This window comes from Agrobacterium tumefaciens (assembly GCF_017726655.1).
Lineage (GTDB): Bacteria > Pseudomonadota > Alphaproteobacteria > Rhizobiales > Rhizobiaceae > Agrobacterium > Agrobacterium tumefaciens_B.
This window is the reverse complement of sequence record NZ_CP072309.1, coordinates 1610248-1632499: the sequence shown is the minus strand read 5'-3', so window position 1 is coordinate 1632499 and position 22252 is coordinate 1610248. Positions and strand designations below refer to the sequence as shown.

Annotated in this window: 20 protein-coding genes; 11 read left to right on the top strand and 9 right to left on the bottom strand. The window is 59.0% G+C overall.

Annotated elements, in window-relative coordinates; all coding sequences use genetic code 11:
* The first annotated feature begins 12 nt into the window (after nt 1-12).
* The 3 genes from hpaH to AT6N2_RS21745 are packed head-to-tail and all read left to right on the top strand — an operon-like array spanning nt 13 to nt 2248.
* Entirely contained in the window at nt 13-795 is a 783-nt protein-coding gene (hpaH, locus tag AT6N2_RS21755) for a 2-oxo-hept-4-ene-1,7-dioate hydratase (RefSeq protein WP_209091355.1), read from the top strand.
* A gap of 9 nt (nt 796-804) precedes the next feature.
* Nucleotides 805-1575 carry a 4-hydroxy-2-oxoheptanedioate aldolase gene (gene hpaI, locus AT6N2_RS21750; protein ID WP_209091354.1) on the top strand — a complete coding sequence of 257 codons (771 nt, stop codon included), beginning with the start codon at nt 805-807 and terminating at the stop codon, nt 1573-1575.
* A gap of 1 nt (nt 1576) precedes the next feature.
* The gene (locus AT6N2_RS21745) at nt 1577-2248 is read left to right on the top strand and encodes a transporter substrate-binding domain-containing protein (protein WP_209091352.1); all 672 of its coding nucleotides are present in this window, start codon (nt 1577-1579) and stop codon (nt 2246-2248) included.
* A gap of 26 nt (nt 2249-2274) precedes the next feature.
* Here the strand turns inward: AT6N2_RS21745 and AT6N2_RS21740 are convergent, their stop codons facing one another.
* From AT6N2_RS21740 to AT6N2_RS21720, 5 genes are all read right to left on the bottom strand, one after another.
* A complete protein-coding gene (locus AT6N2_RS21740) occupies nt 2275-3312 on the bottom strand; it encodes a sensor histidine kinase (RefSeq protein WP_063946897.1) in 1038 nt (345 codons plus the stop codon).
* Between the two features lie 4 nt (nt 3313-3316).
* Nucleotides 3317-3754, bottom strand: a complete 438-nt coding sequence (locus AT6N2_RS21735) for a response regulator (protein WP_063946896.1) — start codon at nt 3752-3754, stop codon at nt 3317-3319.
* On the bottom strand, nt 3751-5205 hold the full coding sequence (locus AT6N2_RS21730) for a sensor histidine kinase (protein ID WP_209091349.1): 1455 nt from the start codon (nt 5203-5205) through the stop codon (nt 3751-3753). Before AT6N2_RS21730 ends, AT6N2_RS21735 begins: the two co-directional genes overlap by 4 nt.
* Nucleotides 5206-5427: 222 nt before the next feature.
* Nucleotides 5428-6453 carry an SAM-dependent methyltransferase gene (locus tag AT6N2_RS21725; protein ID WP_209091347.1) on the bottom strand — a complete coding sequence of 342 codons (1026 nt, stop codon included), beginning with the start codon at nt 6451-6453 and terminating at the stop codon, nt 5428-5430.
* Entirely contained in the window at nt 6450-7220 is a 771-nt protein-coding gene (locus AT6N2_RS21720) for a DUF1295 domain-containing protein (protein ID WP_209091951.1), read from the bottom strand. Before AT6N2_RS21720 ends, AT6N2_RS21725 begins: the two co-directional genes overlap by 4 nt.
* Nucleotides 7221-7430: 210 nt before the next feature.
* On the opposite strand from AT6N2_RS21720, the gene AT6N2_RS21715 reads away from it, so the two are divergent.
* The 8 genes from AT6N2_RS21715 (at nt 7431) to AT6N2_RS21680 (ending at nt 13644) form a co-directional block, all read left to right on the top strand.
* Nucleotides 7431-8804, top strand: a complete 1374-nt coding sequence (locus AT6N2_RS21715) for an NAD(P)/FAD-dependent oxidoreductase (protein ID WP_209091345.1) — start codon at nt 7431-7433, stop codon at nt 8802-8804.
* Entirely contained in the window at nt 8801-9619 is an 819-nt protein-coding gene (locus AT6N2_RS21710; RefSeq protein ID WP_209091344.1) for a DUF1365 domain-containing protein, read from the top strand. Before AT6N2_RS21715 ends, AT6N2_RS21710 begins: the two co-directional genes overlap by 4 nt.
* Nucleotides 9606-10838, top strand: a complete 1233-nt coding sequence (locus AT6N2_RS21705) for an SAM-dependent methyltransferase (RefSeq protein ID WP_209091343.1) — start codon at nt 9606-9608, stop codon at nt 10836-10838. The genes AT6N2_RS21710 and AT6N2_RS21705 overlap by 14 nt, the downstream gene beginning before the upstream one ends.
* Nucleotides 10839-10863: 25 nt before the next feature.
* Nucleotides 10864-11241: a DUF2147 domain-containing protein gene (locus AT6N2_RS21700; RefSeq protein ID WP_063946889.1), complete on the top strand. Its 378-nt coding sequence runs from the start codon at nt 10864-10866 to the stop codon at nt 11239-11241.
* A gap of 90 nt (nt 11242-11331) precedes the next feature.
* Nucleotides 11332-11763, top strand: a complete 432-nt coding sequence (locus tag AT6N2_RS21695; protein WP_063946888.1) for a DUF2177 family protein — start codon at nt 11332-11334, stop codon at nt 11761-11763.
* Between the two features lie 122 nt (nt 11764-11885).
* Complete coding sequence (locus tag AT6N2_RS21690) at nt 11886-12428, top strand: sigma-70 family RNA polymerase sigma factor (RefSeq protein WP_209091342.1); 543 nt, start codon at nt 11886-11888, stop codon at nt 12426-12428.
* On the top strand, nt 12425-13135 hold the full coding sequence (locus AT6N2_RS21685) for an anti-sigma factor (RefSeq protein WP_209091341.1): 711 nt from the start codon (nt 12425-12427) through the stop codon (nt 13133-13135). The genes AT6N2_RS21690 and AT6N2_RS21685 overlap by 4 nt, the downstream gene beginning before the upstream one ends.
* A 176-nt stretch (nt 13136-13311) precedes the next feature.
* Nucleotides 13312-13644, top strand: a complete 333-nt coding sequence (locus tag AT6N2_RS21680; RefSeq protein ID WP_209091340.1) for a hypothetical protein — start codon at nt 13312-13314, stop codon at nt 13642-13644.
* Between the two features lie 25 nt (nt 13645-13669).
* Here the strand turns inward: AT6N2_RS21680 and pbpC are convergent, their stop codons facing one another.
* The 4 genes from pbpC to AT6N2_RS21660 all read right to left on the bottom strand — a co-directional run bounded on the left by pbpC (nt 13670) and on the right by AT6N2_RS21660 (nt 22191).
* Nucleotides 13670-15748: a penicillin-binding protein 1C gene (gene pbpC, locus AT6N2_RS21675; RefSeq protein WP_209091339.1), complete on the bottom strand. Its 2079-nt coding sequence runs from the start codon at nt 15746-15748 to the stop codon at nt 13670-13672.
* On the bottom strand, nt 15745-21201 hold the full coding sequence (locus tag AT6N2_RS21670) for an alpha-2-macroglobulin family protein (RefSeq protein WP_209091338.1): 5457 nt from the start codon (nt 21199-21201) through the stop codon (nt 15745-15747). The genes pbpC and AT6N2_RS21670 overlap by 4 nt, the downstream gene beginning before the upstream one ends.
* 118 nt (nt 21202-21319) lie before the next feature.
* A complete protein-coding gene (locus tag AT6N2_RS21665) occupies nt 21320-21508 on the bottom strand; it encodes a Trm112 family protein (RefSeq protein ID WP_063946882.1) in 189 nt (62 codons plus the stop codon).
* Between the two features lie 11 nt (nt 21509-21519).
* A complete protein-coding gene (locus tag AT6N2_RS21660) occupies nt 21520-22191 on the bottom strand; it encodes an LON peptidase substrate-binding domain-containing protein (RefSeq protein ID WP_209091337.1) in 672 nt (223 codons plus the stop codon).
* Nucleotides 22192-22252: the final 61 nt, after the last annotated feature.

Here is a 22252-nt window from a genome sequence, read left to right as displayed (position 1 = left end):
CCGGAGCCATTTATGATCACCGAGGAACAACGCCAGGCCGCTGCTGATGCTATTCTGAAAGCCGAGACCGACAGAAAGCCGATCGTCCAGCCCAGCAAAACCTATCCGGAACTCGAGATTGAGGACGCCTATCGCATTCAGGAGCTCTGGGCCCAATCCCGCGTCGCTCGCGGCGCCCGGATCGTTGGCCACAAGATCGGCCTCACGTCCCGCGCCATGCAGATGGCGTCTAAAATGACCGAGCCCGACTATGGGGTCATACTTGACGACGCGCTTTATAACGACGGTGCACAGATCAAGGCTGAGCTGTTCATCAAGCCGCGCCTCGAGGTCGAGCTGGCCTTCATTATGGGAGAAGACCTGCATGGCACAGGCACGCGCATCTACGACGTGATGCGCGCGACCGAATTTGTCGTGCCGGCCCTCGAGATTATCGACTACCGCACCGAAGTACCCCGCGCGATCACCGATACTATCGCTGACAATGCGGCGTTCGGCGCCATCGTGGTCGGTGGACGTGTTATCCGTCCGATGGATATCGACGTGCGCTGGGTCGGCGCTACGCTTTCCAAAAACGGGGTTATCGAGGAATCCGGCGTGTCGGCGGCGATCATGGGGCATCCTGCCGCTGGCGTTGCGTGGCTGGTCAACAAGCTGCATGCCGTGGGCGGTGGCCTGAAGAAGGGGCAGATCGTCCTTGCAGGGTCCTTTACGCGGCCCGTCGATATCGTCAAAGGTGATGTCATCCAGGCAGATTACGGCCCGATCGGCTCGATCGGCGTCTCTTTCGTGTGAGGTGGGAACATGGATCTTCCGGTCAATCAATTCAAAGCAAAGCTGCGCGCGGGCGAAAGCCAGATCGGGCTGTGGTGCGGCCTGCCGGGCACTTATGCGGCGGAGATCGTTGCGCCCGCCGGTTTCGACTGGCTGCTCTTCGATACCGAACACTCGCCGAGCGACGTTTTGACCGTCATGCCGCAATTGCAGGCCGTCGCCCCTTACAAGGTTTCGCCAATCGTGCGACCGGCCGCCAACGACCCCGTCCTCATCAAGCGCTTTCTTGATATCGGCGTCCAGACATTGCTGATCCCCTTCATTCAGAACGCCGACGAGGCCAGGACTGCCGTTGCCGCCACCCGCTATCCGCCCGCCGGCATCAGGGGCGTGTCAGCACTCACGCGCGCCACACGGTTTGGCCGGGTCAAAAACTACGCCCAACAGGCCGAACGGGAACTCTGCGTTCTCCTGCAGGTCGAAACCCGTGAGGCCATGGCCAATATCGAGGCGATAGCTTCGGTGGAAGGCGTGGATGGAATCTTCATCGGGCCGGCAGACCTTGCGGCGAGCTTCGGTTATCCCGGTCAGCCGGGGACGCCAGAGGTGGTCGAAGCGATCGAAAATGCGATCGCCCTTTTGAAGCGGTTGGGGAAACCCGCTGGAATCCTCACACTGGACGAGAAATTTGCGAAACGCTGCATCGAGCTCGGCACCCTCTTCACGGCCGTTGGCATCGACGTCGCCCTCTTGGCGCGCGGGGCAGAAGCGCTTTACGGCAGGTTCTCGGAGCCGGCATAAGATGGCTGATCGGACCGAGATTGCCCATGAGATCGCGCCAACGGGCGCGATCCGTGCGGCGGTCAACATCTCCAACGCGGCGCTTGCCCGCATCAACGCTGCGACGGGTGTTCTCACCGGGCCAAGCATCGATCTCGCTCGGGCATTGGCGGCCGAAGCCGGATTTCCGCTCACGATTCTGGAATATCCGTCCGCAGCAGCGATATTGGCTGCCGCGGATCGCAGCGAATGGGATGTCGCCTTCATTGCCGCAGATCCATCGCGCGCTGACCGGTTTTCGTTTTCGCCGCCCTATGCCTTTGTGACGGCGACATTTCTTGTGCCGGCACAATCGGAATACATGCGGGTAGCGGATGTCGACAAACCCGGCTCTATCATCGCGGCTGCGCAAGGGGCCGCTTATACAAAACAGTTGGAACGCCTGATCAAGCACGCGACGATTCTTCATGTCGGCACCGCCGCTGAAGCAACTGAACAGGTGAAGGCCGGCGCGTGTCATGCTGCGGCAGGGCTGAAACAATCCCTCGAAGCGGCGGTAGCGGAGGATGCCAATCTTCGTAAACTGGATGACGCGTTCTCAGAGATTCCCCAGACCGTCGCGGTCTTACGGGATATGGAACTCGCGGCTGCTTTTCTGGAAGAGTTCGTAACGCGCTACACGGAAACCCTCTAAGCGTGCGGGGCGGCGGAAACCCGTCATTATTTCTCGTTCCAGATCATCGACAGCCGGGTGCCTTTTTGCAGCTCCGGGTGGGTGTGGGTCTGTTCAACCCGCGCGCCAAGATTTTGCGCCATTGCCATGATCAGCTTCGTACCGAGACCCGTGCCGCGAGGAATTGAGCCCGGCTGCACGCCCACGCCGTCATCCTCGACAACCAGAACGAATTGGCCATTATCCTCGGAGAGATTGACGCGAACGGTGCCAGTCTGGTCAGGATAAGCATATTTAAGAGCATTGGTCAGAAGCTCGGTGATGATGACACCAAGCGCCACGGCATGGTCGGCGTTGAGGTCTACCTCGCAAAGCGACGTTTCAATCGTGATCGAAGACGATCCGGGCACGGCCTGGAACAGATCCCCGATGATCGAGGTCAGATAGGAGTTCAGCGAAACGAGGCCGACATTGGCAGTATTATAGAGGCTGCGGTGAACGCCGGCGATGGCGGAAATCCGGCTCTGCGTCTCCAGCAACGCGGTTTCCGCTTCCTGGGAATTCAGCGTATTTATTTGCAGCCGGATCATGGCCGACACCAACGACAAACTGTTTGCGACACGATGGTTCATTTCTTTCACCATCATTTCTGCATGCTCTTTCGCCGTCACCAGCAGACGGTCCGCCTCCTCCTTCGTCTGGCGGAGGCGATGATTTTCCAGTGCCTGATTGATGGCGGTCAGCAAAAGCGGAAAAAAGTCATCCCCGACATTCTTGATGACGTAGTCAGCAGCGCCTGCCTTCAGCGCATCGATGGCAATCCGGGCTTCGTTGGATCCGGTGACATAAAGAACGGGGACGCGCGACGGTATGGAATGTATCGCAGCAAGGAACTCCATTCCGGTCGACGTCTGAAAATAGTGGTCGAGAACAACCACGTCGAACTGCCCGTTTTGAAAAAGCTCGAGTCCGGAAGCAACGGAGGCGGCGTGAACCACCTCCATTCCATGGCGACCAAGGACTCGGCTCGAAAGCCTCGCCAAAGCCGGGTCGTCATCGACATACAAAACGCGCAGAGCCATCATGCCTTCAAGGTATCTGAATTACGGAGAAGAACAGGCCGAGATTTTTGATGGCACTGGCAAAGCCCTCATAATCGACCGGTTTGGTTATATAGACATTCGCACCCAGATCATAACATTTCTGGATTTCCGTCTCGTCATCGGTGGTCGTCAAAACCACGACAGGCAAACGACGGGTGTATTCATTGCTCTTGATCTGCTCAAGAATGGTGATGCCCGACATATCAGGCAGATTGAGGTCGAGCAGCACGAGAAGATAGCGGTCCTTGCTGACAAGGCCATCCCGACTTTCGCCCAAGATGTAATCGAGTGCTTTTGCGCCCAGTGTGAATGGCACGATCTCGTTGTTCACGCCAGCCCGCCGCACATTTTTCTCGATCAGACGGGCATGGCCCTCGTCGTCTTCGATCATCACGATCGTTACTTCCTGACCGGTCGCTTTCATTTGTCGCCTTCCTTTGTCACTCGTCTGAGGTCACTCGGCAGCAGCAAGAGGAACTTGCTGCCCTCACCAAGTTTCGACTCGACTTTAATATCACCTCCTAAATTTCTGATTAGCGAGCGGACATGCGCGAGACCTATTCCCTCTCCCGGCTGGTCCTGGTTTCCGGCCCGTCGGAACAGTTCGAAGACCCGTTCGAGATCCTGCTCGCCGATCCCGCGTCCGTTGTCGCCCACCTCGATGCAGATCGCGCCCCGCCCCGCTGGATAAGCGCGTGCCGTGAGACGCAGCGGGCGACCGGGCATCTGGTACTTCACGGCGTTGTCGAAAAGATTGCCAAGGATCTGGTCGAGGGATATCCGGTCGGTGATAATCGTCAGCTTCGGCGTATCCACCTCGATTTCACCGCCATTGGCGTTGATCTGATGGCGAACCGTCTCCGACAGCGACGACAACAACGTCTCAATATCCACCTTTTCTGGCTGCAGCTTGCGCTGGCCATCGCGGGATATCTTCAGGATGGCGTTGATCAGTTGATCCATTTTTTTGGTGGATGACCGAATGAAGCCGATCGCCTCCGGTATATCCTCATCAACCGCCAGCCGCGCTTCGCGGATGACCTCTTCTGTCGGACCTTTGCCGTCAGCCAGAATATAGCTCGTGACGGGCTTCAGCGACGTGTCGAATTCAGACAGGAAGCCCATGATATTGACCAGCGGGGCGCGCAGGTCGTGGGTGACGATATAGGCAAAGCGTTGGATTTCCTGATTGGCACGACGAAGATCCCTGGTTCTTTCCTCGACGCGTTCCTCAAGATGCCGGTTCAGTTCGTCTACGTCTTCCCGCGACTTGTTCAACGCGCGGATATAGGTGAACACAAGCAGGATCGAGCCGCCGACGACGGCGAGAATCGCGACAGCACCACCAATCGTCACCCAGCGCAACGTATTGGCGGCCTCAAGTTGATCGGTAACGATGATGCGAAGCCGATCGTCGGTATGCGACTGCAAATCCGACAACACGGTTCTGATCTCGTTCATGAACCGTTTGCCGTCATTATTGCGAACGACCTCAACCGCCTCAGTGATACGACCCTCGCGCTGCAAATCAATGGTCTCGCGGGTTTCCGCGAGCTTTGCATCGATTGCCTGCGTCAAGCTCGAAAGAGCCGCCTTGTACTGTTCATTGTCCTTCAGGAGATCGAGAAGTCTTGACTGGCGTTGAGGGAGGCCTTGCAGGGCCTCCTCATATGGCCCCAGATAATCCTGATTATTGGTAAGCAGATATCCGCGCTGACCGGTTTCGATGTCCTGCATCGTGGTCAGCACATCAAGAATTGCTGCACGCACACGACGGAGCTGCGCCGTCTCCTGGGAATAATGATTGTTCACCTGCACAAGCCACAGGGATGTGGAGACCATTCCAATCAAAATCGCAACGCCGACAGCAAGCATCAAAAGGCTTCGCTGGGCAAACGGTGAAAAACCAGTCACAGCAACAACATTCCCGGTAGGCAGCTAATTCGCGGGCCAACCTAGAGTACCGCTGCGCTTGAAGCGAATGATTTATTTTTAAGCGCTAATGGAACCGACCGATGATTTAATCATTATGTGACTCCACCCTCGCATATCGGAAGTTCGCAAGCCCGTTCCGTTAAGCTGACAGCGAGAGGGGAATCAAACCTTCGCCATGAGATAATGGCCGACACCCCAGATGTCTCCATCATCATGCCCGAAAAGCCCTGCGGTTGCCAGAAAGAACAATCGCCACCGTCGCTCCCACAGACGCGCCTCACTGCCATAAACGCGCTTCAGGATGGGCCTGATATGGTCGATTTCGCGATCGAAGTTTGCTAGCCAGTCGAGAGCGGTACGCCGATAATGAGAGCCAGACCAGCGCCACTCGCGCTCAACGCTGAAGATACCATCAAACCGGCGGGGGAGATCGAAAGCGGGCATGATGCCGCCCGTGAAGAAATGCTGCGCAATCCAATCCGCAGAATTGTTGTGATCGAAACGATACGACCTGTTGTGATGGTTGAACACATGCAGGAAAAACCTGCCGTCGGGCTTTAGCCAGGAATGCACGCGCGCAAAAAGCGCGCTCCAGTTCGACATATGCTCGAACATTTCAACCGAAACGACCCGGTCGAACTGCATGTCGGCCGCGAAATCATTCATATCCGCCGTTACGACCGATAGGTTGGAAAATCCCCGTTCCCGCGCACGCGCCATGATGTATTCGCGTTGGGATGAGGAATTAGAGACGGACGTGATCCTGGCGTGGGGATAGCGGCCGGCCATATACAGGGACAGCGAACCCCAACCGCAGCCGAGTTCGAGAATGTCCATGCCGTCCTCCAGGTCGGCATGCTCCACGGTTTCAGCCAGAGCGACATCCTCAGCCTCGTCGAGCGTTGTCCTGGCATTTGGATAATAGCAGCAGGAATATTTACGCTGAGCCCCGAGGACCAACGCAAAGAATTCTGCGGGCACCTCATAGTGCTGCTTGTTGGCCTCATCGGTATGACTTGCGACCGGGAAATTCGTCATATTCGCCACGAAATCGAGCTCGGCCTTGGTCGGAATTTTCGCAAGCCGTCGTTTGGTTCGCCCACAGAGCATGTCAATCCCAGCGAGCGTGAGGCTATCGGCGAGCGGCGCACGCTCGGCTGCGTTGATGGCGACGGCAAGCATATTCATGGTGTTTCCTCGATTTTGCGTGGGCCGGGGAAGAAAGCGTTGACGCGCTCCTGCAATGCGCGGAATTTTTCGCCGCGAGATTTCAACATGTGCTCTTCAAGCGGCGGAATGCCCGAGACGTGGACGAGCAGCCAGTACATCATGGCGGGCGCGGCGAGCGACGCCCACGACACGGCCTGGCCATGAACGGCGAGCAGCGGAAAACTGCACCAGAAAAGCCACTCGAAGAAATAATTGGGATGGCGGGAGTAACGCCAGAGGCCGGTTTCGCAGACGCCGGTCTTGGCTTCGGGAGATTTCCGGAACGCGGAAAGCTGCGCGTCCGAGATCGCTTCGCCCAGAAGCGCGCCAAGCGCGATGGCGATCGCAAAACAATCGACGAGGCGCGGAAACTCGGTGCCGTTACTGGCGGCAAGATAGACTGCAAGGACGAGTACGAAGGCAGCGACGGCCTGAATCTGCAGAAAGACGAAAAGCCGAAAAGAAGCGGCACTGCCCCATCCCTCGATAAGCTTTGCGTAACGAGGGTCTTCGCCGCCGCCGCGCGTGCGCAAGCCGATGTGTCCTGCGAGCCGTAACGACCAGACGACTACGAGAGCGGCAACGGCGACACGACGATGAGCATCGCCTGCAGCCAGAAGAATGGCGGTAATCCCCCCCACGCCGACGCTGGCTGACCAGACGGTATCGATCCAGCCGCTCGAGCCCGTCGCTCTCTGCAATGCCCAGGCACCTGCCATAAGCAACGACATCAGAACGGCAAGCATGATTACCACAGAAAACGTCACTGCTCCGGTCACCGTACTTTAAAGGTTGAGGTCGCGTTTCGTGACAGCAAATACGACCGAACCACCGAAAGAGTTTCAGGTTTCAGAAAAAAATTCAAAAAAACATTGGCCGCCTGAAACTTATCAGGCCACTCGCCCGTATCTGCCGCCAGACGTAGACAAATTTGTGAAATGCAACGGCGAGGAAACATGAGCGGCACTGAAGCGAGACAACACGTAGGCCAGCGCCGGATCGCCGTGGTGGGGACGGGCATTTCGGGCCTGTCGGCGGCGTGGCTTCTGTCGCAGCGGCATGATGTGACGGTTTTCGAAGCATCTGACCGTATTGGCGGCCATACCAATACCGTCACCTTCGACACTGATAATGGACCTGTTCACGTGGATACCGGTTTCATCGTTTATAACGAGGTGACCTACCCCAACCTCACCGCACTTTTCAAAGTCCTCGGCGTGCCAACGGCCGCATCCAACATGTCTTTCGCGGTGTCTCTCGATAATGGCAGCTTCGAGTATTCCGGCGGAACCGGATTTGGGCTTCTCGCACAGAAATCCAATCTCATCAGGCCGCGTTTCTGGTCCATGCTTGCCGACGTCCTGCGATTTTACCGCAACGCCCCTCGCGATCTGCCCAACATGGGCGACCTTTCGCTCGATGACTATCTGACCCGCAACCACTTTGGCTCGGCGTTCCGTGACGATCACCTCTACCCCATGGCAGCGGCGATCTGGTCAACGCCGGCGATGGAAGTCGGCCGATACCCGGCGGCACATTTCATAAAGTTCTGCCGCAATCATGGACTGCTGCTTTTGCGCAACCGACCGATCTGGCGCACAGTTGTTGGTGGCGCGCAAGAATATGTCAAACGCATCACCGCACCTTTCGATGACCGCGTGCACCTCTCAGCTCCCGTGACGCGCATCCACCGCCTGCCCGACGGCGTGGAGATCGTCAGCGGAAATGGAAAAGTCGAGCGTTTCGATGACGTTGTGATCGCGGCCCATGCCGATCAGGCCCTAGACATGCTGGCCGATGCAACGCCCCTTGAGCGGCGCATTCTCGGCGCATTTGCCTATACACAAAACCGAGCTGTCTTACACACCGACAGCAGCTTCATGCCGCGCCGTCGCGCCGCCTGGTCCAGCTGGAACTATGTGACGGACACGAAGAGGGATGCCGGCCAGCCGAGCATCACCTATTGGATGAACAGGCTTCAACCGCTCGGAGACACCGCCGACACTTTCGTGACGCTAAACCCGTTACGAGAGCCGGAGCAGGAAAAAATAATTGCCGAGGAAACCTATCAGCACCCCGTTTTCGACGCAGGCACCGAACAGATGCGCCAGCAGCTATGGGCGTTGCAGGGTCTGCGAAACACCTGGTTCTGCGGCGCCTATTTCGGCTCCGGCTTTCATGAAGACGGACTTCAGGCAGGCCTCGCCGTTGCCGAAGACCTTGGTGGGGTCAAACGACCGTGGCAGGTTGCCGACGATAGCGGCCGGATAATCCGGCTGGATATGTCAACGATCGCGAAAGACGAAGAACCGGTGGAGGCTGTTGCATGACGCCTCCCCTCGCCTCTGCACTCTTTCCAGGCCATGTGACCCATGCTCGCTTCAAGCCCAAAAGTCACAAGCTGGCCTATCGCATTTATTCTCTGCTTCTCGATCTCGACGAGCTGGACCTTCTCAACCGAAAACTGCGATTTTTTTCCGTCGACCGGTTCAACCTGTTTTCTTTCCATCGCAAGGACCGGGGCAATGGGAGCAGGACAGATCTTCGCCGCCAGATCGAAACAGCAATGATCGCGGCGGGCATCGTCGCCGACGGAGGGCCCATCCGACTGCTCACCATGCCGCGTCTGCTCGGCTGGTCCTTCAACCCTCTCAGCGTGTTCTTCTGCTACGGCCGCGACATGTCGCTGAAGGCAATCCTGTGGCAAGTGGATAATACCTTTGGTGAGCGACATTCCTATCTGATCCCCGTGGAGGCGCGTGAAGACGATGAGGTCGTCCAGCGGTGCGACAAAGCCTTCTACGTCTCCCCCTTCATGGACATGGAGCTGCGCTATGTTTTCCGCGTCGCGCCCCCTGCCGATACGCTTAAGATTGTTATTCAGACTTACGACAGGGATGGCATCGTCTTGACCGCGCGGCATCTGGCCCGACGCGAGGAGCTCACCGACCGTGCGCTCCTCAAAGCCTTCGTTCGCATACCGTTTCTGACACTCAAGGTCGTCCTGGGCATCCATTGGGAGGCCCTGAAAATCTGGTTCAAGGGCGTCGGCCTTCGAAAACGCCCGCCGCCGCCTGCCGAGCCTATCTCCTTCATTCCACCATTATCGTCGCAAATCGAGGCCAAGATTCATGACCCCGTTTGACAATCTATCGGAACTACCGGTGCAAAATGCCAGCCTGAACCGTGGCCCGCGCTTGGGCATCTGGCTCATCAACCGGCTCTTGAACAATATCGAGCGTGGCCGAATCCGTATCACCCTTCCAGGCGGCACAACGCTGGAACGATCGGGCGAGTCCGATGGCAGCGAGGCGGTCCTCGTACTGCACAACTGGCGGGCGATCCGCAGGCTTCTCGTCAACGGCGATATCGGCTTTGCCGAGGGCTACATGGAAAATGATTGGTCGACGCCCGACCTGACCGCACTTATCCGTTTCGCCGCGCAAAACCGCGAGGCCTTCGAAAATTCGACGCGCGGGAGTTTGCCGATGCGTTTCGTCAACCGGATCGCACATGCGTTGAACGCCAACACAAAACGCGGCAGCCGTCGCAACATCGAAGCGCATTACGATCTCGGCAACGAGTTCTACCGGCAATGGCTCGATTCCTCGATGCTCTATTCTTCGGCAATCTTCGATGACACGACAAAAACGCTCGAAACTGCGCAGCTCAGGAAACTGGATCGCATTGCCGAAAAGCTGCAACTGACCGGCGGCGAAAGCGTGTTGGAGATCGGCTGCGGCTGGGGAGCGCTGGCGATCCATCTCGCGACGCATAGCGGCTCCAACGTCACCGGCATCACGCTCTCTCCCTCGCAATTGCAATGGGCGACATCAGCGGTCGTAAAAGCAGAGAAAACAGCTTCCATCGATCTGAGGCTGCAGGATTACCGGGACGTGAATGGACAATTCGATCGTATCGTCTCGATCGAAATGTTCGAGGCTGTCGGAGAGGCCTATTGGCCCAGCTATTTCGAAGCGCTGAAGCGGTGCCTGAAACCTGGCGGCCGCGCAGTCCTCCAGATTATTTCGATCGATGAGGACCGCTTCGATACCTACCGGCGAAAGGCCGATTTCATTCAGAAATATGTTTTCCCCGGTGGCTTCCTGCCGTCCGACAGCGCACTTGAAAAAGCGGTCGGCAAAGCCGGCATGAAGCTCACTGACAAGGAGCTCTTCGGAAAGAGCTATGCTCGCACCCTCGCAGATTGGCGACACCGTTTCCATGCGAAGTGGCAGACGATATCGCTGCTAGGCTTTGACGAGCACTTCCGCAGGCTCTGGGATTATTACCTGTGTTATTGCGAGGCCGGCTTCATTGAGGGGACCATCAATGTAGGCTTCTACACGATCGAACATCCATGAGGCGCGACGAACTCGGAGATAAGCAATGCGCATCAAAAGGTTGAACATCGCATTCGCGCTGGTTCCTCTGCTTGCAGCGTTCAGCGCTACGGCAGCGGATATCGAGGGCAATTGGGCGCGCGGTGACGGCAAGGCGAAAGTGGCCATTGCTCCCTGCGGGCAAAACATGTGCGCCACCAATACCTGGATAAAGCCGGGCACGCCGAAGGAAAAGACTGGCGACCGGCTGATCATGACCATCAAGGAAAGCGGGGCTGGAAGCTATTCCGGCACCGCCTTCGACCCGCAGCGCGACAAGTCCTACAAGCTAACGGTGAAGGTGGCGGGTAACAGCATGACCACGAAAGGCTGCATTGTCGCCGGCCTCCTTTGCAAAGGCATCGACTGGACCAGGATCGACTAAGATTCTCCTCGGCTGTCCCATCGATCCAATTGATTGAACCGCTTCAACACCAACCTCGCATTCTCTCATGTCCTGAAAGGGAAAGTATCGATGAAGACCTATATCGCCGCCTATGTCCTGACCCTCGTCGCCTTTCTGGTGATCGATTTCATCTGGCTGAGCACGATGGCATCGCGCCTTTACCGACCGGCCATCGGCGAGCTTCTGGCAGACAATTTCAGGGCTGCGCCGGCGATCATCTTCTATCTCATCTACGCTGCGGGGCTGACGTTCCTCGCGGTCCGGCCTGCCCTGCTCTCGGGAGAATGGACGTCCGCGCTCCTCTATGGCGCAGTTGTTGGCTTCATGGCCTATGCCACCTACGATCTGACCAACCAGGCGACGTTGAAGACTTGGCCGACGACCCTTACCATTGCCGATCTGGTGTGGGGAACTTTTGTTTCCGCCGCCGCGGCGACCATTGGTTATCTCGTTACCGTGCGTCTGCTTGGCCCACTTGAAAATTCGGCGGGCGTCTCATGACAGCCTGTTCATTCACCACTCTATCGCCCTCGGTTTTGCCATGGCGCGAACTTCCTGTCAGGCGTCTCTTGTCTTCCTGCGAAAGACAACCCTATAAAGGGCGAGCAGCAAGGAAGGTTCGAATGCAGGGCACAGAGATCGCTACCCTTATCAACCGTGTCGGCATGGGTGATCGTTCAGCATTCGTCTCGCTTTATCAGGCAACCAGCCCGAAGCTTTTCGGCATCTGCATGAAAATCCTGCGCGACAGAACCGACGCCGAAGAGGCCCTGCAGGAAATCTATATCAAGGTCTGGCAGCGCGCCCGGACTTTCGCCACAACCGCCGGCAAGCCGACCACCTGGCTTGCGGCAATCGCCCGCAATCATGCAATCGACACGATCCGGGCACGCAAACCGATTGGCGACGACCTCGATGAGGCCTACGATCTGGCTGACGAGTCCGTCCGCGACCCCGAACAACAGGTCGTTCTGACAGATGAAGGCCGCAGGATCGACGATTGCATGAAGCAACTGGAGACGGTTCATGCACAGGCGGTGCGCCGGGCCTATGTCGAAGGTTTGAGCTATATCGAACTCGCAGACGAGCTACGCGTGCCGTTAAATACCATCAGAACATGGCTGCGGCGAAGTCTTCTCAAACTTAGAGAGTGCATGCAGCGATGACAACGGGCGACCAGAGCGGCGGAAAGCACTCGCGCGATGAAATACTCGCCGGCGAATATGTGCTTGGCGTTTTACCGCTCGAAAAGCGCCGCGAACTGGAACGGCGGATTGAAGACGACAGGGCTTTCGCGCAACTCGTGCAGCGCTGGGAAGCCGAGTTTTCCGACTTCAATGCCGAATATGCGGAACAGGTGCCAAGCGCCACTGTTTTTGCCCGTATTGAAGAGCGCCTGTTCGGCGGCAAGGCCGCCAACAACAACGGCAGCCTTTGGAATTCGGCATCGTTCTGGCGCTGGATTTCAGTCGCGACGAGTGCGGCGGCGGTGGCAGCCATCGTCTACGCAGCGCTGCCCGACAACCGGCAGGGCACCGCACCGCTTGTGGCTGAGCTTGCCACCACGGACAGCCAGGTCAATCTGCTCGCCTCTTACGATGCGGAATCGGGACGAATGCATATCGTCCCTGTTGCGACCGGCAAGAGCGACGAGAAGTCACTGGAACTGTGGCTTGTAATGGATGGCGGCAAGACGCGTTCGCTGGGCGTATTCCAGCCGGGGGCGACGGGTGACCTGATCATCCCCGCCAACATGCGCCAAGAGATAACGGCGGGCACGACCTTCGCCATCAGTGTGGAACCGTTCGGCGGATCGCCCACCGGTCAAGCGACCGGTCCGGTCATCGCGGTCGGCACGGCGCGGTCTTCATAGCCGCGCTTCGCCGCGCCTCAGGAGAGATTCTCTGGCTGGGAGGGCGGCAAGATCACTTTCGGACACAGAAAATTCAACGCCCGCGCCGGGAACGTTGAAAGCCTGCAATCTCTTCTTATGTCCTGTCAGGATGTATATCCGCGTTTGGAAACGCTGCGGAGAAGGAAGGAGATTTGATGATCGACGAATATGGCCCATACGTGCAGATGTCCACGCTGGGCGAACGGATGGCGGCCTGCTACCAAACGGACAATAATCTGGCGCTCGAACCGCATCTGGCTCACTATATGGACGAGGTGGAGGTTAATATCGCCGCCGATCGCTTCGATCATCTTGGTTTTCTGAACAGGATCAGCAGCCGCTTGCAGGTGACGCTGGCGGCGACGACCAACGGGCGGCGGCGGGAGTTTCTGGAGGCCGTCGTCGCGTCATTGAAAGACCGTATCGATAGCCATTCTCTGAACGTGGCTCAACAAGGGCAGGACGCCACGGATCTGGCGGAGCCTTGAAAACCGGCGCGAATCGCCACTCCGCTCATTCAACGAACACGCGAACACTCGACGCCCGGCCGTCAGCGTCTATGACCGTAAGTGTCGAAAAGCCTTGTCCCTCCGGCCGCCACTCGCTGTTGCGGCGATGAGATGGGTCTGGCAGCGGTCGGCCGTTGGCAAGCCACCGGAAGGGTGCGCGCCCGCCCTGGAGCTTGAGCACGAGCGGCGAAATGCCAGACTGACTGGAAAGCTCTACCCGCGCGCCTTCCGGCGGGTAGACGATGCGGGGTGCGCTCTCTCGCCTTGACGCCGACAGCAACCCGCTTGCCGTGGTCGTGAAACGGCGCTGGTTGGCTGGAAGGTCCGCCACCGAAAGGCGCGCCACGCCCGATGGCGCCGCAGGCATGGGCGTGATGGCGACGCCGGATTTCGCGAAAGCGTCGAACAGGATCGGGGCTGCCGTCGCATAGCCGGCAATCCCGGGGACGGAACCATTATCGGCGCGGCCAACCCACACACCGATGACATGCCGCCCGTCGTAACCCACCGACCAGGCATCGCGATAGCCATAGCTGGTGCCGGTCTTATAGGCGATGCCCCGCTGCTTCATCCCAAGCGGCGGCAACACGCCGGAGAGCGTGTCAGAGATATTCCAGATGGCGGCATCCGAAAACAGCCGGTCGCCCTCCATCCGTTCAGGCGAGGAACGTATGCCGTCTCCAAGACGAACCGGCTTCCCGCCACCGGCAAGCCCGGCGTAAAGCTGGACCAGATCAACCAGAGAAATCCCTGCGCCACCGAGCGCGATGGCAAGGCCCGGCGCTTCATTGGCGGGAAGCACAAGCTTGACACCCGCCCGCCGGAACCGGACCATCAGCGCAGCCGGGCTGACCGCATCCAAAAGCTTGACTGCCGGGACGTTGAGCGACAGTTGCAGCGCTTGGCGGATGCTGACATCGCCTTGATAATGCATGTCGAAATTGCGTGGCCGGTAACCTGAAAAATCTGCAGGCCGATCTTCAATAATGGTTTCCTGTCCGACAAGGCCGTCTTCAAAGGCGAGCCCGTAGATAAAGGGCTTGAGCGTCGAACCTGGTGAGCGGATGGCGCGGCTCATCTCCACGAAGCCGCGTCTTGCCGTATCGAGATAGTCCGCGGAGCCAACTTCTGCCAGAATATCGCCGGTCTGTGCATCCGCCATCACGATGGCAACAGAGACCTTGTCACCGATTTTTTCGGCCGCATGCCGGGCAACAGCTTCCAACTCCCGCTGAATCGTCAAATTTAGCGTCGAACGGACATTGGCAGCATTTGGATACCGGGCGCGGGCGGCGACTGCCATATGTGGCGCAAAGGCGGGCAAGTCCTGCCGGTTCAGAGGCACTGCCGCGGTTGAAGCCCGCTCCGCCTCTCCCTCTCCCACCACGCGCTCCACGGCAAGCCGTTGCAGGACCCGTTCGCGCGCCTGTTTCGCCGCGTCCGGAAAACGGTCCGGGCGGCGTTTTTCCGGCAGTTGCGGCAGCGCTACCAGAAGCGCCGCTTGCGCCGTGTCCAGCCGGGTCGGCTCCTTGTCGAACCAGGCGAGGCTTGCAGCTCTAACACCCTCGAGATTACCGCCATAAGGGGCAATATTCAGATAGAGATCAAGAATCTCGGCCTTATTAAGCCTTCTCTCGATCTGGAGTGCGCGCGCGGCTTGCAGCAATTTCGCTGAAAAAGATCGGTCGGCGCGCGGCTCGATCAGCCGCGCCACCTGCATGGACAGCGTCGAGGCGCCGGAGACGATCCGCCCGTTGCTCGCCAGTTGCCAGGCGGAGCGCAACAATGCCCAGGGGTCGACGCCGTGATGATCGTAAAAGCGCTGGTCTTCGTAGGCGACCAGCATCCGCAGGAATTGCGGATCGACCTCGCCGGCCGTGGTCCTCAACCGCCAGCGGCCATCCGGTGTCGCGAAGGCGCGCAACAGTTTACCGTCGCGGTCCAGCACCTCGAAGGATCGCTGCCCTGCGGCCTGCAACGGCGGCGGATAGGCCTTGTCGAGCGCATCAAGACCGAAGGCCGCGCCGCCGATAAGCAGCGCGGCCGTAACGATGCCGACGATGACAGCCTTTTTCCGCCTCATGGGGTTGCCGAGCGCACCTCCATGCGGCCGGTTGCCGTGCGGGCGGCGAATTGCGGCCGGTACATATCCTCAACCGAGGCTGCCGGATGGTCGTAGGTGCCGGGGGTGACGGCGCGAACCACATAAGCGAGAGCAATCTCCGAACTGTCGCCGGCCGATCGATCAAAGGCCGCGACGAAACGGTCGTAGCGGAATTCGGTATGTGCCGCTTCCGTCTCCGGCAACCAGTCGAAATTCGAAAGCGCCGCCGAATTGACAAGGCTCGGATTGTCGATTTCGAAACCGGAAGGCAAAAGATCGGTCACCAGAATACGCGACTGCCAGTTATTTTGCGGCACCACGTTCAGGACCACCACATAACGCTCGTTTTGCGTGACCTCGCTCGGGTTCACCTCTTCACCATCCATGGAATAATAGGTGCGGGTGATGGTGAAGCCCTCGCCTCCCGCGGCAAGCGGCTGCGCCGGGGGGGCCACGGTGGTGACAACAGCCGTGACCGGGTCGGCCGAGGCATTGGCGATCTTCAGGGGTGCCGCCAGCAATTCATCGCCGCTCATCCGCTTGCCGAAACCGCCGGTCTGCAGATCGCCGTTCACATCCAGACGGATATCCTTGTCCTCGCCTTTGACGGCGCGGGCGGCCAGCAGCATCCATGCCTGTTCCTGGGTGCTGGTATAGGGCTTCTTTTCCCACTCTTTGGCCACGGTACCCGCAAGCTGCGGCACGACGGCCGGAACAGGACGGCTTTCAGCCGCAAGCGCTAGCGTTGCCGCACCATCACGCAGGGCAGAACCATAATCGGCGCGGGCGAAGCTGACATTGGTTGTACGGCTTGCCATATCGAGCGAAGCGCCGAACACACTCTTCGAACGGGTCTGGTCGCCATAAAGCGAAAGGGCAGCGGCAACCTGCGCCTTGGCAAGCGGCGTCGGGAAATCGGCAAGCGCCGTATCGGCGTAATAACGCAGATCGTTGATCGCCGCCTTGCGGTTGCGCGCCAGCACATAAAGCGAATAGGCGATCTCGTTGCCGCGATCCTTGACATTGCTGTCATAGGAAAGACCATTCTGCAGGTTGTTCAGCGCCTGCACCATGGCCGCTTCGGGAACGTCGTAACTCTGCTCACGCGCCCTTGTCAGGAAGTCGGTGATATAGGCATCGAGCCACAGATCGCCATACCCTGGCGACCAGAGGCCGAAACTGCCGGAGCTCGACTGGAAGGACAGCACGCGGTAAATCGCTTCCTGCACCCGCTTGCGGGTGTCGGGGTCCTCGGCCATGCCGCTGTCCTTCGTCAGTTCCGAGACATAGAGCAGCGGCAAAGCGCGGCTCGTCGTCTGCTCGGCGCAGCCATAAGGATATTTATCCAGCATCATCACCAGCGCCGGAATATCGAAGGCGGGCGAGCGCGTGACGTTGATGGCGACGGAGGAACCGAGCAACATGCTGTCGGCCAGAAGATCACCGTTGATCGTCAGGCTGCTGTTCGGCGCGATCTTGATTTCGCGCCGCGTCGTCACCGGCAGAACGGCCGGGCGGACCGGAACATTCAGCACCTGCTCCAGCGAAACGCCTGATGCATTGGAAACCTTGATGGTGATCGCACCGTTGCCGGGCTGTTCACCCGTCAGCGGAACGGTGAGCGACGACTTGCCGCCTTTTTGAAGCGCCAATGTCTGCGACATCTCGCCCTGATCAACCGTCAAGGCCGTATTGCTCGTCACATCCAGTCGGTAATCACCGGCCTCGCCATCTGTATTGGCGATATCGAGCCGCAATTGCGAGACATCGCCGGGGGCGAGGAATTTCGGCGCGCTGGCGGTCACGACGACAGGATCGCGAATGATGGTATCGGAGACCGCATGGCCAACACCCGTCTTCGTCCAGGCCACAGCCATGATGCGCGCTGTGCCGTTGAACTGCGGAATATCGAAACTGACAGTCGCCTTGCCGCTAGCGTCAAGTTCGACCGGGCCGGCAAAGAAGGCCACCAGCTTTTCGGTGGGCGGACTGCCCTGAAGGGCTGCCTGCGCCCCGTCACCACCGGTGCGCAGCCGGCCGGTGGCGCCGAGCGAGCCGTCGATCAGGCGGCCATAGAGGTCGCGGATTTCAAGCCCCAGCCGACGCTGGCCGAAATACCACTCATCCGGCTTCGGCGGCTCATAGCGGGTGAGGTTCAGGATGCCCACATCCACGGCCGCAACGATGGCATAGGCTTTCTCACCGACGCCAGCACCGGCGACGGTGATCGGAATTTCAAGCGGCTGGCGCGGCAGCGTCTTCTGCGGCGCGCCGAGCGTGACAGCAAGCTTGCGCTCGGCCGGATCGACGGCAAGCCACTTGATGCCGATGGCGCGCATCGGCATACGGCTTTCCTGCGCATCGCCGGGCCGGAACAGCGTCGCCGTCACATAAGCGCCCGCCCCCCATTCCTCGGTGACCGGAATGTCGATCTCGCCACCATTCTCACCAATCTCGGCGTTCTGAACGGAAATCAGCTTCTCGGAACCGGACGTGATCATCAACTCGCCGGCAAAACGTGAGGATACCTTGAGTTTCGCCGTATCGCCGATCTTGTAGCTCTGTTTGTCGAGAGCGATTTCCAGCGCATCCGGCGTTTCCGTCGAGCTTGCCTCCACATAGAAACCGGCATCGAATTCGACGCTCGAAACGGGTGCGCCGTTACCCGCGCCTTCCACTTCCAGCCGGTAACGGCCCCAGGTGACGGGAACGGAAATCTCGCCGCCACTGGCATCGACGGAAAGCTTACCCGCTTCCTGCTGCTTGGTGTATTCCACCGGCTCATAGCGCCAGGAATTGCCCTGACGATACCATTGATAATTCCGCTCGACCTTGATGAGCTTCCAGGTGAGACCGTTCATCGCCTGTTTCTCACCATCGGCGCTGACGCCGATGATATGGAAACGACCGACGGAATTCTGGGCGAGATCGCCGGAAAATTGCGGCTTGATACCGATGAGAGGCGCTTCCGCCTTGATGGGTAGCGTCAGCGAGCGCTCCACGGCACGTCCGCCCGCCTCCTGCATGCGCACGGTAATATTGGCGGAAAGAAGCTGCGTGGTGGAGGGTAGATCGGTCAGATCAACATTGAAGCTCGCCTTGCCCTCTTCATCCAGCACCGGCAGATCGGCAAGCGTCGTGCGGTTTTCTTCTTCGCTCTCCTCATCGGCCAGACCGAAGAAGTAACCTTCGAAATCGGCGCTCGTGCGCGTCGGCTTGATCGCGATCTCGCCTTCCAGCGTCAGGCCGGCCGCCGGGGCGCCATAGAGATAGCGGCCATCGACATCGATTGCCGTTTCCGCGCCCGGATCGATCTGCTTTGCTTTGCTCGAAAGGTCGAATTCGGTGCGATCAGGCACGAAATCGTCAACGAGGAAGCTCTTTTCGCTGATCGCAGCCGTCTTCGGATCGGTATGGATGCGCAGCGTCCAGGTGCCGCGCATGGCATTTGCCTGTAACGGCAGATCCACCGAATGACCGCCAAGCGCCTTTCCGTCGCTGACAAAGCGCCGGTCCTCCACCCCGTCAGGGCGGGAGAAGATGAAGGTGAGCGGCAGATCCTCGATTGCCTTGCCATCGACATCACGGGCAAGCGCTGCGGCATGTACGGTCTCGCCGGCGCGGTAGATACCGCGTTCCGTCCAACTGAAAACGTCGATCGCGCCGGGTGCCGCACGTCCCGTCACGCCGCGATCCGAAAGATCGAAGCCGGCGCGGGTCATATCGAGGAACACATAGTCCTTATCGCCGTTGCGCGCCGTCAAGATAGCGGGCGCCTGCGCCGCCGTGCCGCGCATCAGGCCGGCAGAAAAGACGGCGCGGCCATCCGCATCGGTCTTCGCGGTACCCAACACCTCGTTGTTTTTGGCAAGCAACTGCAAATCCACGTCGGCAAGCGGCTTGGCGCTGCCGAGGGCGCGCACGAACACGTTCAAACCGTCGGTTCCGGCATAGGTGATGATGCCGGTATCGGACACCAGGAACCATTGCGTGGCGCGGGAATCCCATGTTTCCTGCGCCGTGCCAGGCGGAACGGCGGTCAGTACATAGATGCCGGGTTTGCGCTCCGGCAGGGCTTCATCCACCGGGAAGCTCGTCACCACATCCTTGTTGAGGTCGCGCTGGATATCGATTGATCCCTGCCAGACGAGTTCCCCAATCTCGTTTTCAATACGGTCGGCGTTGTAACCGTCCATTTGTGTCAAAAACTGAGAATTGGTCAGAAGCGCGGTGATGTTGCGGTCGCCAACGCGGTAGAGCTTCAGGTCTGCCTTGTCGGCATTAACGGAAACGATCGGAATGCCACGGCGCGCCGTACCCGGCAGCACGAAGTTTTCCCCGGTGAACCGCACAGTGGCGCTCCGGTCACGCACATAGATATCAAGATCAACCTGCTTTTCCAGCGGCTCTTCCACCGAGGACGGCAGGCCGGCGCGCAACGCGATCTTGTAGCGTTGGCCGTGGGTGAGGCCTTCGACGCAGATCTCACTGCCCTTCGCTTCGATGGCCTTGGGAGCGGCGCCGTCCAGCGTGATGAAGGAGGAATAATCGACACCGTTCTTAACCAGCGGTTCGGAAAACTGGACGCAGGCCCGCGGGCTTACGCTATCCGTATCCACCGTGTTGTTGATGACGCGGAAACCCTGACGCGTGCGCAGGTCGGCATAGGCCGCCTTTATCTGCGCATTATCCGTGAGCGCAAGGCTCTCCTTATAGGCATTGAGCGCCGCGCGATAATTCTGGGTTCTTTCAAAAGCTTTCGCCAGCCGATTCAAGGCCTCAGTGCGGGCCGCCACCGTGCGGCTCAGTTGATAGGCATTGATGGCGGCGGAAGCGGCCTGTCCGGCAATGGAATAATTGTCGGTGACTTGCGCGGCCTTTTCGGAAAGCTCCGCCCAAAGTGCGCCGTCATCGGGTGTGATGGCGAGCGCCTGCTTATAGGTGGTGACGGCATCCGGAATATTGCCAGCGGCAGCCTGTTGCCGTGCTGTTTCGACAAGTGTTTCCACGCCCTGCTGCGCCTCAGCCTCATCCACAGCAAGACCCGCTTTTAGCCGGCGCGCTTCCTGCTGCAGGCTGTCAGTGACGAATGACAGGCGCTGCGGCGCGCCGATATCTGGCTCTGTTGCCACTTCGACAATCTTGCCGGCGACAGCGCCCGGGAAGGCGTTCAGCTGATTGAAATCCGATTTAAGGAAGCACCATTTCACCTTTGGATTGTAGGTAAAGGCCTTGCAGGACGCGTCGCCCACGCAAATCTCACCGCACTGCTCCAAGGAGACGTTCTGCTCGGTCCGCAGATCGAAGCCGAAATAATCGCCATTCTGAGTCGTAACCACCTTCCGCGAAGGTTCTGCTGCCGTGACTGACGAAAAAATGAGGGCAGTCGAGACCGCAACCAACGAAATCCGGACGAGCGCGCGCAACGACATCAATATCCTCCCGCATCAGATATGTCGGGCGGAACTCTGGTCAAATCCACGCATGGTTGTCAACGCATCTTCGTCAATTAGCGACAGGCGATACGCACGGACGCATACCTTTGCGCCCCTAGTCCTCGATTTTGCGCGCTTCCGAGATCAGCATGATCGGCACCCCGTCACGGATCGGATAAGCAAGCCTTGCGCTTTCGGAGATGAGTTCGTTTCGAGCGCGATCATAGGAAAGACGGCCCTTGGTCAAAGGGCACACCAGAAGTTCCAAAAGCTTCGGATCGACATTGCTTAACCGGTCGTCCATGGCACCCGATCCTATTGCAGCACCGTTCCGCCCTCGCCGGAGCCCTGAGCCAGGACAATCTCGGTGATGGCAATCAGCGTTTCGGCGCGTGTCTTGAGATCGGGCGCTTCCAGAAGGGCCTGTTTTTCGGCCGGTCCGAACGGAGACATCATGGAAAGCGAATTGACGAGGACGCGGTTTCCCGCCCGCTCAACGCTCTCCCAGTCTGCCTCCAGTTGATTGGCATCGAGGAACGCGCGGAAAACCCGCAGCAGGTTCTCCCGGTCGACAGCCTCCTCGTCATATTCACCCGAAAGATCGGCGATGAAAGGCGCCTGCCGGAAGCTGCGATAGGGCTCAGCCGATGCCACTTCTTCCAAAAGACGGAAGCGGCATACACCCGTCAGCGAGATGATATAACGGCCATCACCTGTTTCAGAAAATGACGTGATGCGACCGAGGCAACCGACCGCGCTCAGCGGCCCACCCTCAAGTCCCGACTCGATAACGTGCAGCGCCGGCTGCACCATGCCTATGAGGCGGTGGGTCGCAAGGGCCGTGTCGATCATGGCAAGATAGCGCGGCTCAAAAATATTGAGCGGAAGATGGCCCTCCGGCAGCAGCAGTGCGCCGGGCAGCGGAAAGACCGGCACGGTCTCCGGCAAGTCATCGTTCTTCACATATCTCGCATTTCCGACATGCATGGGATCAAGCCCCCTGTTCACTGCTGCCCGGACTGCGGCAGGGCCGCCTCGTCCGGGCTAC

Coding starts and splice junctions, on each gene's coding strand:
- hpaH (WP_209091355.1), top strand. CDS start 13: ATGATCACCGAGGAACAACGCCAGGCCGCTGCTGATGCTATTCTGAAA.
- hpaI (WP_209091354.1), top strand. CDS start 805: ATGGATCTTCCGGTCAATCAATTCAAAGCAAAGCTGCGCGCGGGCGAA.
- AT6N2_RS21745 (WP_209091352.1), top strand. CDS start 1,577: ATGGCTGATCGGACCGAGATTGCCCATGAGATCGCGCCAACGGGCGCG.
- AT6N2_RS21740 (WP_063946897.1), bottom strand. CDS start 3,312: ATGATGGCTCTGCGCGTTTTGTATGTCGATGACGACCCGGCTTTGGCG.
- AT6N2_RS21735 (WP_063946896.1), bottom strand. CDS start 3,754: ATGAAAGCGACCGGTCAGGAAGTAACGATCGTGATGATCGAAGACGAC.
- AT6N2_RS21730 (WP_209091349.1), bottom strand. CDS start 5,205: ATGCTTGCTGTCGGCGTTGCGATTTTGATTGGAATGGTCTCCACATCC.
- AT6N2_RS21725 (WP_209091347.1), bottom strand. CDS start 6,453: ATGAATATGCTTGCCGTCGCCATCAACGCAGCCGAGCGTGCGCCGCTC.
- AT6N2_RS21720 (WP_209091951.1), bottom strand. CDS start 7,220: ATGCTTGCCGTTCTGATGTCGTTGCTTATGGCAGGTGCCTGGGCATTG.
- AT6N2_RS21715 (WP_209091345.1), top strand. CDS start 7,431: ATGAGCGGCACTGAAGCGAGACAACACGTAGGCCAGCGCCGGATCGCC.
- AT6N2_RS21710 (WP_209091344.1), top strand. CDS start 8,801: ATGACGCCTCCCCTCGCCTCTGCACTCTTTCCAGGCCATGTGACCCAT.
- AT6N2_RS21705 (WP_209091343.1), top strand. CDS start 9,606: ATGACCCCGTTTGACAATCTATCGGAACTACCGGTGCAAAATGCCAGC.
- AT6N2_RS21700 (WP_063946889.1), top strand. CDS start 10,864: ATGCGCATCAAAAGGTTGAACATCGCATTCGCGCTGGTTCCTCTGCTT.
- AT6N2_RS21695 (WP_063946888.1), top strand. CDS start 11,332: ATGAAGACCTATATCGCCGCCTATGTCCTGACCCTCGTCGCCTTTCTG.
- AT6N2_RS21690 (WP_209091342.1), top strand. CDS start 11,886: ATGCAGGGCACAGAGATCGCTACCCTTATCAACCGTGTCGGCATGGGT.
- AT6N2_RS21685 (WP_209091341.1), top strand. CDS start 12,425: ATGACAACGGGCGACCAGAGCGGCGGAAAGCACTCGCGCGATGAAATA.
- AT6N2_RS21680 (WP_209091340.1), top strand. CDS start 13,312: ATGATCGACGAATATGGCCCATACGTGCAGATGTCCACGCTGGGCGAA.
- pbpC (WP_209091339.1), bottom strand. CDS start 15,748: ATGAGGCGGAAAAAGGCTGTCATCGTCGGCATCGTTACGGCCGCGCTG.
- AT6N2_RS21670 (WP_209091338.1), bottom strand. CDS start 21,201: ATGTCGTTGCGCGCGCTCGTCCGGATTTCGTTGGTTGCGGTCTCGACT.
- AT6N2_RS21665 (WP_063946882.1), bottom strand. CDS start 21,508: ATGGACGACCGGTTAAGCAATGTCGATCCGAAGCTTTTGGAACTTCTG.
- AT6N2_RS21660 (WP_209091337.1), bottom strand. CDS start 22,191: ATGCATGTCGGAAATGCGAGATATGTGAAGAACGATGACTTGCCGGAG.